The sequence below is a fragment of the Gordonia terrae genome (assembly GCF_051789125.1).
GTDB classification, from domain to species: Bacteria; Actinomycetota; Actinomycetes; order Mycobacteriales; family Mycobacteriaceae; genus Gordonia; species Gordonia terrae_A.
Genome location: NZ_CP196526.1, coordinates 4,836,945 through 4,850,341, shown reverse-complemented (window position 1 = coordinate 4,850,341; position 13,397 = coordinate 4,836,945). Strand labels below are relative to the sequence as shown.

The following is a 13,397-nucleotide window of genomic DNA, read 5'->3' as shown; positions in this document are numbered from 1 at the left end:
CTCGGGTCAACTCGGGGTCGCGTGGGCGAACTCGTCCGTCAGTCCCATCCGGCCGACGATGTCGGTCTTGACGATCTTGCCGCTCGCGGTCCGCGGCAGCGCCTGGTCGGTGGTCACGACGTGGGCCGGGACCTTGAACGATGCCAGCCGCTCGCGTACGTGGCCACGCAACGATTCGGGGCCGGCCGCAGCGCCCGGATGGAGCCTGATGACTGCAGCGAGTTCTTCACCGAGGGTCGGATGGGGGGTTCCGAAGACGGCCGCCTCGATCACATCCGGATGACCGGTCAAACACCCTTCGACCTCGGCGCAGTTGATGTTCTCCCCGCCGCGGATCACGACATCCTTGAGCCGCCCCGAGATGTGCAGGAAACCGTCCCCGTCGAGGCGACCGAGGTCCCCGGTGCGAAACCATCCGTCGATGAAGCTGTCCGGCGAGGAGTCGTCCAGGTAGGACGTGATCACCTGTGGACCGCGGAGGATGATCTCTCCCTCGGTGCCGACGGGCACCGGTTCGAGCTCGCGATCGATGACCGCGATCCCGACCGTCGGCAGAGCCTTCCCGACACTGTCGGAGTGCTCGACCCATTCCTGCCCCCCGATCGCCACCACTCCGGACGTCGACTCCGTGAGGCCGTACCCGGTCCTGGGACTGACCGCGCCGTCGAACTGACGGTGGATCCGCTCGATCAGATGTGCCGGTATGGATGCGCCGCCGATGCCCAGGCTCGTCAACGAGGACAGATCGTGACCGGAGGATTGGGCGACGTCGAGGAAGGTCTGGATCATGTACGGCGCGCCGGAGAGTTCGGTCACCTTTTCCGCCTCGACCAGGCGAGCGGCCTCCTCGGCATCCCATTTGTGTAGCAGGACCATCCGGTGACCGGGATAACTGGAGGTGTAGAGGGTGTTGACCCCGGCAATGTGGAAGAACGGGAACGATACGAGCTTCACCCCGGGTTTCGGCATCTGGGGAGGACTTCCGTCCGTAGATACGCGGACCGCCCGGATCAACTTGTTCAGCAAGGACGCCGAGTGGTTGAGATGGGTCCCGACAACGGCTTTCGGGCGTCCGGTGGTGCCCGAGGTGAACAGGATGGTCGCCGGGTCCAGCGGATCGATCTCGGCATCCGGGGGAGTCGTCGGACCGCCTGCGCCGATGAGGTCGGTGTAGGCGATGGTGTGCTCATCCTCCGGTGAACGGACGGCGACGACATGCTTGACGTCCATCGCGCGGAGGTCCAGTCGCCGGAGGGCACCGATGCGTTCGGCGTCGGCGATCACCACGGACGGCCTGGCCTGGTCCAGGAGACCACTCAGTTCGTCGGGCATCAACCAGGCATTCAGCGGCACCGCGACCGCTCCGAGCAGCTGGGTCGCCCAGAAGGAGAAGATCCATTCGGGGAAGTTGCGCATCGCGATAGCAACGCGATCACCCTGACGCACATTGAGTTCGGACCCCAGTGCGTGTGCGAGAGTGACCACTTCGGCCCATTGTCTGTCGAAGGTCCATCGTTCGTCCCGGTAGACGACCGCATCCATGCTGCCGAACCCGGCGGTCGCCAGAAAGGCATCGCGGAGCGTGCGCGGATCGCGATCAAAGATCTCGTACTCGATGCCGTTGACCACCCTGCGCGTCAGCGGGAACAAGCCATCGGAGCCGGTGAGCTCGTTCCGGTCGGCCTGACTCGAACCACCCACAGCGTGTCCTCTCGATGACCGGAGCGGGACGATGTTGTCCCGATTCGTAATTGTGCTTAAATAATGGTTACACAATAACAAGCACGAGAGTACATCGGTGTAGGGGATCGAAGTGGATGTCGAGGTCGTCACTGGGCAGGGGCGCGTCACCGGTCGGCGTGACGGCGAGGTCTCGAGCTTCCGCGGGATCCCGTATGCGAGTGCTCCGTGCGGTTCTCTGCGTTTCGCCCCGCCCCGGGCTCCGGAGCCAGGTGACGTCGATGCGCGCGGCTGGGGGGCGACCGTGTCCACACCGCCCCAACGGTCGGCCGCGATCGCCGAGTTGCTCCCGGAGCCGAAACGTCCAGGTGCCCAGCCACTCAATCTGAACGTCTGGACTTCGGATCTTGCCGGCCGCTCCCCGGTGCTCGTCTGGATCCACGGCGGCGGATTCGTCACCGGGACCGGTTCCACCGCCGCGTTCGACGGCGGGCGACTGTGTACCCGCGGGCTCGTGGTCGTGACCATCAACTACCGGCTGGCGGTGGAGGGCTTCGTCGCGATCGAGGGATGCGTCCCCAACCGCGGACTCCTCGATCAGATCGCCGCGCTCGAGTGGGTCCGGGACAACATCGCCCATTTCGGCGGCGATCCCGCCCAGGTCACCGTGGCCGGGGAGTCGGCGGGCGCCATGAGCGTGATCACCCTACTGGCGATGCCGCGGGCGCGTGGCCTGTTCCGACGCGCGATCGCCCAGAGCGGGGCGGGTCACCATGTGCACTCTCGTGCCGAGGCGGAGCACGTCGCGGCGGAACTGAGCGGAGAACTCGGAGTGGCGATGACGCCCGAGACCCTCGCGGGGGTCCCGGACTCGCGGCTGTACGCAGCGCTGAATTCTGTGTTGGACAGACTCCCGGCCCGCCCAGCCCCGGAGGGCATGAAGTTCAGTCGCCTCGGGGTCCAACCGGTCGTCGACGGCGACCTCCTCCCGGACTGGCCACTCGCCGCGATAAGAGCGGGGGCGGGTACCGATGTCGACCTACTGGTCGGCACGAACTCACACGAGTACGGACTCTTCGTCGAGGCGGGTGGACTGGCTCCCCGTCTCGACGAGCCCACGATGAGAAGCCTCGTCGCGCGACTCGGTACCGAGGTCGAGGCGTTGTTGCCTGCCTACCGCCGGCACCTGGCCACCGACGCTCCCGCGACCCTGTACGAAGCCCTGCAGTCCGACTGGTTCGCGGTCGTGCCGATGCTGCGCCTGCTCGAGGCGCGCGCCGCGGCGTCGGCGAGTACCCACGTGTACGAGTTCGTTTGGCAACCAGACACATTCGAGGGTCGGTTGGGCGCCTGCCACACCATCGAGGTCCCGTTTGTCTTCGACACGTTGGACGCGGAGTGGGGGCGTCGTCTGCGCGGAGAGGCCCCGCAGACGGTCGCGGACCTGATGGCCGGGGTCTGGTCATCTTTCGTGCGGACCGGTGATCCGGGCTGGCCCGCCGACGACCCGCGGACCCATCCGGTCGCCCGACTGTCCGACCGGGTCGATGTGGTGCCGGACCCGCATCAGTGGCGAGCCGCGATCTGGGATGGCCTGATCCCGACCAGGTGAGGATGAGCGCCAGGCGGCACCGTAGTGGTGTTCCTAGCATGTTAAAGTTGTACTGATTACGTGAATAGCCACTCGTCGGGCGGCTTTACCCCATGCAGTTGGGGAGGGAGAGCAATGAACCAACGTTTGACCGTCGCCGTGGTAGGTGCCGGAATGTCCGGGCTGTTCATCGGCTACCACCTCCAGCGCGCGGGCCACCGATTCACGATATTCGAGAAGAGGGACGCTCCGGGCGGCACCTGGGATGCCAACACCTATCCCGGTTTGCACGTGGACGTGCTGACCCGGAACTACGAGTTCCCGTTCGCGCGCGGGAATCACTGGTCGAAGCGGTATGCCCCGGGTCACGAAGTACGTAAGTACCTTGCCGATTTCGCACGCGATCAAGGGCTCGCGTCCCACATTCGCTTCGCCACCGAGGTCACGGCCGCAGAGTGGGTCGAGGGGCAGTGGCAGTTGACGCTGTCGGACGGGTCGTCCTATGTCGCGGACGTCGTGGTCCACGCGACCGGGTTCTTGCGCATTCCCAACAAGCCCTCGGTGCCCGGGGTCGAATCCTTCGAAGGAAGGTCGTTCCACTCGTCGCAGTGGGATCACACGATCGACCTGAACGACACCTCGCTACGAGTCGGTGTCGTGGGTACCGGCTCCAGCGGGGTGCAGATCGTGACCGCACTGGGCGAACGTGGCCTGGACGTGACCCATTTCATCCGGACACCCCAGTGGATGCAGGTGAAGCCGAATCCCCAGTACACGCGGTGGGAGAAGCTCGTCCTCCGGGTGCCGTTCCTGGCCAAGCGCTATGACAACCGCATGGCCAAGCTCAGGGTCAAGACCGACGGCAACGAGACGTGGCGGCTGGTTCCCGGGCCGGATCGCGAGGAGATGAAGCGACGCTTCACCGCAATGCTCGAGCGGGAGATCCCCGACCCTGACCTACGTGCCAAACTCACCCCGACCGAACCGCTCGGTGTGAAACGGATCGCGAAGACGCCCAACTATTACCGCGTGATCCAGCAGCCGAACGTGCATCCCACGTTCGGTGGTATCCAACGCGTCGAACCGACCGGGATCGTCGACGCGGACGGGACCTTGCACCCGCTCGACGTGATCGTCTGGGCGACCGGATTCGAAGCCCACGCGTACATGCGTCCGATGGCCGTCACCGGACCGAACGGTCTCACGATCGACCAGGCGTGGCGTGACGGGGTGACTGCGTTCCGCGGAGTCGGAGTTCCGGGCTTCCCCAACATGTTCCTGCTCTGTGGCCCGTTCGCGCCGGTCAACTCGATCACCATCCCGACCACGCTCGCGCACGAGGTCGGCTACCTGATGCGATTGCTCGAAGTGATCGATCGAACCGGAAAAGCCTATGCGCCAACCGAAGAAGCCACCGACAAGTTCCTCGCCGAGGTCCGCGCAGCGCTGCCCGGGACCACCTATGCGGAGGGTCACAACTGGTACAGCCAGGAGGTCGGCACCCCGATCATCTGGCCGTTCACGCGTCAGCAGCACGAGGATCAGTACCTCGATCTCAGCATGGCGGACTTCGAGGAGTTCGACTCGGCGCACGCCGACGCCGGCCGTCCCGACGGCGCGTCCTGAGGCTGGCTGTGGACGGGAAACTCTCGACGACACCGAGAATCGTCGACGCACAGATACACGTCTGGAAGGCGTCCACTCCACGACGCCCGTGGCCGGCGGATGCCATCGAGCCACAGCGCAGCGTCCCGCTCGAGGTACCCGAGGTGCGAGCGGTGATGACCGCCGCAGGTGTGGACGCGGCCTTGCTGCTGGCGCCCACGTGGGAAGGCGGCCGCAACGACTACGTGCTCGAAGCGGCTGCGGCGCAACCCGAGCTCTTCGGTGCCCTGTGCCGGTTTCCCGTCGCAGATCCCGAGGCGGTGGAACGTCTGGCGGACTGGCGGGATACGGCTGGAATGCGCGGAATCCGACTGTCGCTCAACCGCGGCGATGTAGACGGCCAGTTGGCCGCAGCGACGCGCAGCGGATTCTTCCGCGCGGCAGAACGGTACCGAGTCCCCCTGAGCATCTATGCGCCTGGCCGGCACGAACTGTATGCCGATCTCGCACAGCGGTATCCGGAGGCGTTGATCACCGTCGACCACTGCGCGATCGAGGATGATCACCTACCACTCGTGGACGCCATCACCCCACTGCTCGACCTGGCCCGGTACCCCGGGATAGCGGTGAAGGCCTCGGCTCTGCCGTGTTTCCTCCGCGAGGAGTACCCGTTCCCCTCCATCGACGAGGCCCTGTGTCGCCTCGTCGAGAGTTTCGGTGCGGAACGCGTCTTCTTCGGGTCGGACCTGTCCCGTCTCCCTGTCCCGTATGTGCACTTGGTAGAGGCTTTTCGGGACCATACCCCGGGTCTCTCCGATGCCGACCGACGACTCGTCCTCGGCGAGGCCCTCATCTCGTGGCTCGACTGGCCGCTCCCCGCGGGGGCCGATCGCATGCCGCACCCTTCCCCTTCGACGATGGAGTTGTGAATGACCAGCCAGCAGGATGGAAAGCGCCCGGGCTCACTGTCCGACATCAGGATCGTGGAGATCGGTGATCACCAGGGGGAGTACTGCGGCCTGGTGCTGGCCGGGCTCGGCGCCGACGTCATCAAGGTCGAGCCACCAGGGGGCAGCCCCTCCCGGATGTCGGCACCGTTCGTCGACGACGTACCGAACCCCGACAAGTCGCTGTACTTCTGGGCGTACAACCGGGGGAAGCGGTCGATCGTCGTCGACGTGGTCGAGCCGGACGGCAAGGCTCAGTACGAACGACTCATCGCGGGTGCCGACGTGGTCATCGACTCGACGCCGCTCGGCCACCTCGACGGACTCGGACTGGGCAGTGCCGAGCTGCGATCGCGACATCCGCATCTGGTCTACGCGCGCCTGACCCCGTTCGGTGAGGACGGCCCCGACAAGGACCTCAAGGCCTCGGACCTCGTACATCTCGCCTACGGCGGCGTGGTGATGAACAACGGCTACGATCCGGATCCGACGCTCGAGTACGACACGCCACCGATCGCCCCACAGCTCGGCCACTCCTATGCGATCGCCGGCGAACAACTCGCGTTCACCATCGTCGCGGCGCTGAGCACACGCAACCGTACCGGCCACGGGCAGCACCTTTCCTGCGCGATCCACGAGGCGGTCGCCAAGAACACCGAGGGCGACCTCATGTCGTGGGTGGCCCTGCGTACCCCGTTCAATCGGCAGACGTGCCGGCATTCGGCGCCGACGGTCTCGCGGCACCGCTCGATCTTCAGCACCAAGGACGGCCGCTGGTACCTGGCCATGACGCGCAACGCCAAGCTCCTCGGTCCGTTCCTCGAGAAGTGGGGCATCGGCGGCACGATCAGTGACGGGTCCGACGAGGTGGAGAAGGACTCCCGCGTCCTGCCCGGCATGGAGGGCGGTGCAGCGAGCAACATGGACGTCGTCGAACAGACGATGCGTCGCTATCTGTACGACAGCGTGCCGTGGCGCGAGGCCCAGGAAGCCGGCCTGATGTGGGTTCCGGTCCGGCAACCACACGAGAGTGCCGACGACGAGCACTGGATCGCTCGCGGGACCTACACAGACGTCGAGCACCCCGAACTGGGGAGGTCTCTTCGCTATCCGACGAGCAAGTGGGTCACCGAAGGTTCGGTGTGGGTGCCGGGTCGTCGCGCTCCGCTACTCGACGAGGATCGTGCCGAGGTGCTGTCGATCGAACCCCGCACCCCCGTCGTCGCACGCGCATCCGAGGAGCCTGCGCGCCTCACGCCCCACGGGACGCCGTTTCCCCTGCAGGGGTTGCGAGTCCTGGATTTCACGTGGATGCTCGCATCGGCCGGTGCCACGAGGTTCCTCGCCGCGCTCGGCGCCGACGTCATCAAGGTGGAATGGCACAAGAACCTGGACCCGCGCCGTGGCGGAAACCCCGTCGGCGGACGCGAGGCGCGCGAGAAGGCGACCGGGCCGGTTCCCTCACAATGGCCCGCGGACCAGGGTGGACCTGTCGGTGCGCAGTACAACAACAAGAATCCCGGCAAGCGTGGATTGTCGCTGAACGTCAAGCACCCGGAAGGTCTGAAGCTGGCCAAACGGCTCGTCGAGCGATCCAGCATCGTCACCGAGGGGTTCTCTCCCGGAGTGATGGAAGGGTGGGGACTGGGTTATGACGTGCTGCGGGAGATCAATCCCGAGGTGATCTACGCCAAGCAATCCGGTATGGGCAGTCACGGAACCTACGGCCGCTTCCGAACGGTCGGCCCTGTCGCCCAGGCCTTCTCCGGACTCTCTCACATGAGTGGTCTGCCGGAGCCGTACCCTCCGGCCGGGTGGGGTTATTCGTATCTGGACTGGTACGGGGCCTACAGCTTCGCACTGGCGCTCATGGCGGCGGTCTATCACCGTGAGCGAACCGGCGAGGGGCAGTGGATCGACGCCTCGCAGAGCGAGGTCGGTCTGTATCTCACCGCCCTGCCGCTGCTCGACCATGACGTGAACGGTCGCGTCTTCGAGCGTGCCGGGAACCGTTCGCCGTATTCCACGGCAGCGCCCGAGGGCATCTACCGATGTGTCGGTGACGACCGCTGGATCGCGATCACCTGTGCGACACAAGAGGAGTGGATTCGACTCGCACGCGAGGCGGGTCACTCCGAGTGGCTGGAGCGCGACGAGTTCGCGACTCTCGAGGCGCGGCAACGGAACCGGGCCGATCTCGACGAACTGATCGGTGGCTGGACTCGCACCTGTGAACCCTTTGCGCTCATGCGACGGCTGCAGGACATCGGCATAGCCGCCGGGGTTGCGCAGACCGCGGCCGACCGCTACGAGCGTGATCCTCAACTCCGACACCTGAATTGGCTGACCGAGCTCGACGCCACGAACTTCGGCCGGTGGCCCGTGGCCGCGCCGTCGGTGCACATGAGTGAGACCCCGCAGTACATCGGCGGCCTGGTGGGTCGGGGTGCACCGACGTACGGCGAGCACAATTACGAGGTCTACGCCGAGATCTTGGGACTGTCGAAGGCCGACGTCGACGCACTGGCCGAGGAGAACATCATCTGATGGACATCCCAGGCGCAATCAGAGGCGCAAGCGCGATCATCGCGGCGGACAACACCATCCAGGGGACGGTACCGGGGATCTCGGCCGACGAACTGGCCGTGGAGGCACTGCGACAGACCCTGGCCTCGGCGGGTCTGCAGAAGTCCGACATCGACGGTTTGATCACATGCAAGTCCTACGGCGGCTTCGGGATCGACACCGAGATCGGTAGGCTCGCCGGGCTCAATCCCGCCTACAGCGCGACACTGGACTACGGCACCTGCAACTTCTCACTCCACCTCGCCTGTGCGGCGATCGAGGCGGGATTGGCCAGTTGCATCGCCATCGTCTACGGAACGACGCAGCGCAGCGACGGCAATCGGTTCTCCCACCCACTGGGGCGTCAGGACGACGCCTCGGTGTACGGATTCCTGAATGTCGCAGGTGTCGCCGGAATGGCGTTCCGGCGACATCAAGCGATGTTCGGGACCACGGAGGCCGACCTCGGTGAGATCGCGGTCTCGCAGCGGCGGTATGCACAGGACAACCCACTGGCGATCTTCCGCGAGCCGATGTCGATCGATGACTATCTCGCGGCGCCCTACCTGGTGGAGCCCTTGCGGCGAGCCGATCTGTGCATGATCTCCGACGGTGGAGCCTGTCTCATCGTGGCGAGCGCCGAACGTGCGCGCGAGCTGGCCGACCGACCGGTGCACGTCATGGGGATCGCGCAGCAGACCGGACTTCGTGACCGGCAGAACGACGACCAGTGGATGCGTCCGTGGATCGCCGGCGTTGCGGACCGGATCTATCCGGCCGCCGGCATCGAGCGCGACGGCATCGATGCGCTCTACATCCAGGATCCCACCAGCGTCTGGGTCATGCAGATGCTGGAGTACTACGGGTTCGTCGAAACGGGCGGAGTCGGTGATGCCTTCCGTTCCGGTGCCATCGGATACGGCGGCACACTTCCGCTGAACACCAACGGCGGCCAGCTGTCGGAGGCCTACATGTGGGGCTTTCTCCATCTCTGCGAACTGTTCCGACAGTTGCAGGGAACCGCGGGGGAACGCCAGATCGATGGTCTGCGTACCGCCCAATACTGCTCGACCTTCGGAATGATGAAGGCCGCGAGCACGATCTTCAGTATGGATGTGTCATGAGCGATGAGGCCCCGTTCGGTACGACCGGCGACGATTCCCCGTTCTGGGAATCGGCCGCGGAGGACCGACTGCTGTTCCAGCAGTGTGACGACTGTGCCTACGTCCGGTGGCCGGCGTCCGGCGTGTGCCCGGAATGCCTGTCTCGACAGGCACACTGGCGAGAGTTCGACGGCTCCGGCACCATCTGGAGTCATGTCGTCTACCACCGTGCGTACGCACAGGAGTTGGCGCAGCAGGTGCCCTACCGGGTGCTGCTGGTCCAGCTCGACTGCGGCGTCCGGATATTGAGCCGAGCAGCCGACGTCGCGACCCCGGTCGAGGTCGGACAACGTGTCGAGGTCCACTTCGGCCCGCTGGGCGACCATCGACGTGTCCCGTTCTTCCGGCCGGTACCGGACTGATCGGGGCCACGCCCACCACATCCGAGAAGGCGCCCCTCCCATTACCCGGGAGGGGCGCCTTTTCGTGGGTTCGCACGGTGGATTCGGTTGTCGGTCAGATCTTCTCGGTCACGAGTTGTCGGCCCGGATGAGGTCGGCGGCGATCCATGCGAGAGCCTGGGTCGGTGCACTGCAGTTGCCGGACGGCATGAACGGGAAGACCGACGAGTCGACGACCCGTACGTTGTCGAGTCCGCGTACCCGGAGGCGGTCGTCGACCACATCGTCATCGTCGGGGCCGATGGCGCAGGTGCCCAGAGTGTGGATTCCCGCGACCCCCTTGTTGATCGTGTAGTCGACGACGGCCTCCGGCGAGGCGCCGAGGGCAGGTCCGGGTTCCAGCTCGGAGACGACGTATCGCGAAAAGGGTTCGGAAGCCAGGATCTCACGAGCCTTGGTGAGCACTTTGGGGATCAGTGCACGGTCATGTTCGGTCTGCAGGTAGTTCGGGATGATCGTCGGATTGTCATCCGATGAAGGGCCGGTGATGTGGATCGAGCCCTGACTGGTGGGATAGGTCGGTGACACGATGAAGCGGGCCCCGGGGAACTTGTCGACGACAAGGCGTCCGGAGGTCGGGCTGGCCGCCGACGTGGAGATCGGGGTGAAGAAGGCGTGTGTGTCGGGCCGCGGGGAAGCCGGGTCGGACTTGTAGGCGGCGACGATGTTGTAGCCACCGTGGGCGATGAGCCCATCGCGAGTGAAGAGATACTTGAAACCCGCCCACATCTGTCGCGCGAATGTCGCTGCCTGCCTGTTGAAGCCGTCGACACCCTGTAGTTCGACCTGGAACATGATGCCCCGGTGCTCGCGCAGGTTTTCGCCGACCTTGGGGCTCACGACCACCGGGCGCACACCCGCGCCCTCGAGCACCTCCGGTCGTCCGACCCCCGACCGTTCCAGGAGTTGCGGTGACTCGAGCGGCCCGCCGGAGATGATCACCTCCCGCGCTGCACGATAGGTGACCTCGCCTCTGCGGCCGCGAGCCACGACCGCGACAGCACGCTTCCCCTCGAAGACGAGACGCTCGGCTGTGGTGTTGGTGACGATCGTGAGGTTTGCACGGCGTCGTGCCGTCCGCAGGAACGAGCGTGATGCGCTCATCCGCGTCCCTCGTTTGATGCTCGACGCAACATATCCCACACGTTCGGCATCGCTGCTGTTCGGGTCGTCGACGAACTCGATGCCATGCTGTCCCATTGCTTCGATGAAGGCGTCGCTCGCCTTCTCGCGCGGGCGGGTGATCGACACCGGCACGGGGCCTCCGACGCCACGCGTCGGGCCTGCGCCGAGTTCGTGATCCTCCAGTTCGGTGAAGGCCGTCAGGAAACGATCCCAGTTCCAGCCCTTCATCCCGAGTTCTTCCCACGAGTCGTAGTCGGGAGCCCAACCGCGGTTCCACACCATCCCGTTGATGGTCGTCGACCCCCCGAGGATCCGACCCCGGGGCCAGGATCCCCGTTCGCCGTCTCCATAGGGCTCGGTCGTGTAGGTCTTCGAGGCCTGGGGGCTGTTCATGGTGAAGTAGAAGCCCTTGGGCACCAGGTGGATCGGGTTGCGGTCGTGGCCGCCGGCCTCGATGAGGAGTACGCGGTTTCGGGGGTCCTCGCTCAAGCGACCGGCGACCACTGACCCGCCGGCACCACTGCCCACGACGATGTAATCGAAATCCTTGGATCTGGCAGCAAACATCCTCTAATGGTAGCGCAGTAGTCATTCAAATAATGAATGATGCCGAGGACGGGCCCGCGACCGAGCATGCAAACGCAGGACAGCGGGGTCGAACGTGGTGCTGACAGCGGATTCCTTGCGGAGAGACGGCCGTCACGCTTATTATCCTCGTAACCCTGCTGCAAACATACTCACCATCCAACCTGCTGGAACAACGACGGGCAGCCTGCGCAGTGGTTCGGGCAGCTCGTGCGACGAAGGTGGCACAACAATGTCAGAACTACAACGTTTCTCGATGACCATCAACGGCAAGCCCGCCGGGACCGAGTACTTCAGCGTTCTCAATCCGGCGACCGAGGTCCCGTTCGCGGAAGCGCCCGAGGCGACCCCCACCGAGGTCCACGCTGCATTCGCCGCTGCCGAGGCGGCATTCGACGTGTGGGCATCCGACGACGGGGTGCGCCGATCGGCCCTCCGCAAGGCTGCCGAGGTCATCACGGCCAATGTCGACGAACTGGCGCAGATCCTGATGAGCGAGCAGGGTAAGCCGTTGGCCGACGCGGTCGGCGAGGCCCATGGGACAGCAGCGTGGATCGGCTACTTCGCCGATGTGGAGATCCCGGAAAGTGAGGTCATCACGCCGGGAGCCGTCGCCCAGGTACGCATCCCGTTGGGCGTGGTCGCCGCCATCACCCCGTGGAACTACCCGCTCATCCAGGCTGCCTGGAAGTTCGCGCCCGCACTGCGAGCGGGCAACACGGTGGTCCTGAAGCCGTCGCCGTACACGCCGTTGGCCACGCTACGGGCCATCGAACTCCTTCAGGATGCATTCCCGGCAGGCGTCCTGAACGTTGTCTCGGGCGGGGACTCCGTGGGTGTCGCGATGACGAAACACCCTGTCCCGGCGATGGTCAGCTTCACCGGTTCGACCAGTGCAGGCAAGGCGGTCGCCGCTGCGGTCGCCGACGATCTGAAGCGGGTCACCCTCGAACTCGGCGGCAACGACCCGGCCATCGTGCTCGACGACATCGACGTCGCCGCCGCCGCGGAGGACCTCTTCTGGGGCGCCTTCGTGAACAACGGGCAGGTGTGCGGTGCCGCCAAGCGCGTCTTCGTGCCGGAGTCGATCTACCCGGCGGTCGCCGATGCGCTTGTCGCAGTGGCGCAGTCGGTGGCGGTGGGTGCCGGCGATCAAGAGGGCGTCCGGCTCGGACCGATCAACAACCGGGCGCAGTTCGAGCGGGTCAACGGACTGCTGGAATCGGCGGTCGCCGCTGGGGCCAGGGTGCGCACGGGCGGCGAGACGGTCGGCGACCGCGGCTACTTCCTGACGCCGACCATCCTCACCGATGTCCCCGCCGGGGCGGAGATCATCGAGGAAGAGCAGTTCGGGCCGGTGCTGCCGTTGGTGCCGTACACCGACATCGACGACGTGGTGAACCAGGTCAACCGATCGAAGTACGGGTTGGGCGGCTCGGTCTGGAGTTCCGACCCCAACCGGGCACTCGCGGTGGGCCGCCGGCTCCGGGTCGGCACGGTCTACATCAACGGACACGCGATCAACCACGGCCCGCACGTCCCCTTCGGCGGAGCACGGTGGAGCGGCATCGGGGTCGAGAACGGATTGGCCGGGCTCGAGGAGTACACCCAGCGGCAGATCATCTACGGCAACGGCGCCGACCTCTGATCAGACCCTGGAGCGCCGAGCGGGAGTGGTCATCGACCACTCCCGCTCGGCGTGTCCGCACTTCTTTTCCGATACCGTTCGGCGCAG

At 65.7% G+C, this 13,397-nt stretch carries 9 protein-coding genes; 7 read left to right on the top strand and 2 right to left on the bottom strand.

What is annotated here, in order from left to right; all coding sequences use genetic code 11:
• Window positions 1-6: 6 nt before the first annotated feature.
• Complete coding sequence (locus ACSUZC_RS22085; RefSeq protein ID WP_439030581.1) at window positions 7-1,701, bottom strand: class I adenylate-forming enzyme family protein; 1,695 nt, start codon at window positions 1,699-1,701, stop codon at window positions 7-9.
• Between the two features lie 112 nt (window positions 1,702-1,813).
• On the opposite strand from ACSUZC_RS22085, the gene ACSUZC_RS22080 reads away from it, so the two are divergent.
• The 6 genes from ACSUZC_RS22080 to ACSUZC_RS22055 all read left to right on the top strand — a co-directional run bounded on the left by ACSUZC_RS22080 (window position 1,814) and on the right by ACSUZC_RS22055 (window position 9,913).
• A complete protein-coding gene (locus ACSUZC_RS22080) occupies window positions 1,814-3,292 on the top strand; it encodes a carboxylesterase/lipase family protein (RefSeq protein WP_439030580.1) in 1,479 nt (492 codons plus the stop codon).
• Between the two features lie 114 nt (window positions 3,293-3,406).
• Complete coding sequence (locus ACSUZC_RS22075; RefSeq protein ID WP_439030579.1) at window positions 3,407-4,897, top strand: flavin-containing monooxygenase; 1,491 nt, start codon at window positions 3,407-3,409, stop codon at window positions 4,895-4,897.
• An 8-nt stretch (window positions 4,898-4,905) separates the two neighbouring features.
• Entirely contained in the window at window positions 4,906-5,805 is a 900-nt protein-coding gene (locus ACSUZC_RS22070; protein ID WP_439030578.1) for an amidohydrolase family protein, read from the top strand.
• Window positions 5,806-8,370 (top strand): CoA transferase, encoded by a 2,565-nt coding sequence (locus ACSUZC_RS22065; RefSeq protein ID WP_439030577.1) that lies wholly within the window; start codon window positions 5,806-5,808, stop codon window positions 8,368-8,370. It begins immediately after the preceding gene.
• The gene (locus ACSUZC_RS22060) at window positions 8,370-9,512 is read left to right on the top strand and encodes a thiolase family protein (protein WP_439030576.1); all 1,143 of its coding nucleotides are present in this window, start codon (window positions 8,370-8,372) and stop codon (window positions 9,510-9,512) included. Before ACSUZC_RS22065 ends, ACSUZC_RS22060 begins: the two co-directional genes overlap by 1 nt.
• Entirely contained in the window at window positions 9,509-9,913 is a 405-nt protein-coding gene (locus ACSUZC_RS22055) for a Zn-ribbon domain-containing OB-fold protein (RefSeq protein ID WP_439030575.1), read from the top strand. Before ACSUZC_RS22060 ends, ACSUZC_RS22055 begins: the two co-directional genes overlap by 4 nt.
• Window positions 9,914-10,021: 108 nt before the next feature.
• Here the strand turns inward: ACSUZC_RS22055 and ACSUZC_RS22050 are convergent, their stop codons facing one another.
• Window positions 10,022-11,644, bottom strand: coding sequence for a GMC family oxidoreductase (locus ACSUZC_RS22050; RefSeq protein ID WP_439030574.1), 1,623 nt, complete (start codon window positions 11,642-11,644; stop codon window positions 10,022-10,024).
• A 250-nt stretch (window positions 11,645-11,894) separates the two neighbouring features.
• Between ACSUZC_RS22050 and ACSUZC_RS22045 the strand changes: the two genes are divergently transcribed.
• Window positions 11,895-13,310, top strand: coding sequence for an aldehyde dehydrogenase family protein (locus tag ACSUZC_RS22045; RefSeq protein WP_439030573.1), 1,416 nt, complete (start codon window positions 11,895-11,897; stop codon window positions 13,308-13,310).
• Window positions 13,311-13,397 lie beyond the last annotated feature (87 nt).

Bases quoted from the DNA above. Each gene is read 5' to 3' on its own strand.
- ACSUZC_RS22075 (WP_439030579.1), top strand. From the start codon at position 3,407: ATGAACCAACGTTTGACCGTCGCCGTGGTAGGTGCCGGAATGTCCGGG.
- ACSUZC_RS22065 (WP_439030577.1), top strand. From the start codon at position 5,806: ATGACCAGCCAGCAGGATGGAAAGCGCCCGGGCTCACTGTCCGACATC.
- ACSUZC_RS22060 (WP_439030576.1), top strand. From the start codon at position 8,370: ATGGACATCCCAGGCGCAATCAGAGGCGCAAGCGCGATCATCGCGGCG.
- ACSUZC_RS22055 (WP_439030575.1), top strand. From the start codon at position 9,509: ATGAGCGATGAGGCCCCGTTCGGTACGACCGGCGACGATTCCCCGTTC.
- ACSUZC_RS22050 (WP_439030574.1), bottom strand. From the start codon at position 11,644: ATGTTTGCTGCCAGATCCAAGGATTTCGATTACATCGTCGTGGGCAGT.
- ACSUZC_RS22045 (WP_439030573.1), top strand. From the start codon at position 11,895: ATGTCAGAACTACAACGTTTCTCGATGACCATCAACGGCAAGCCCGCC.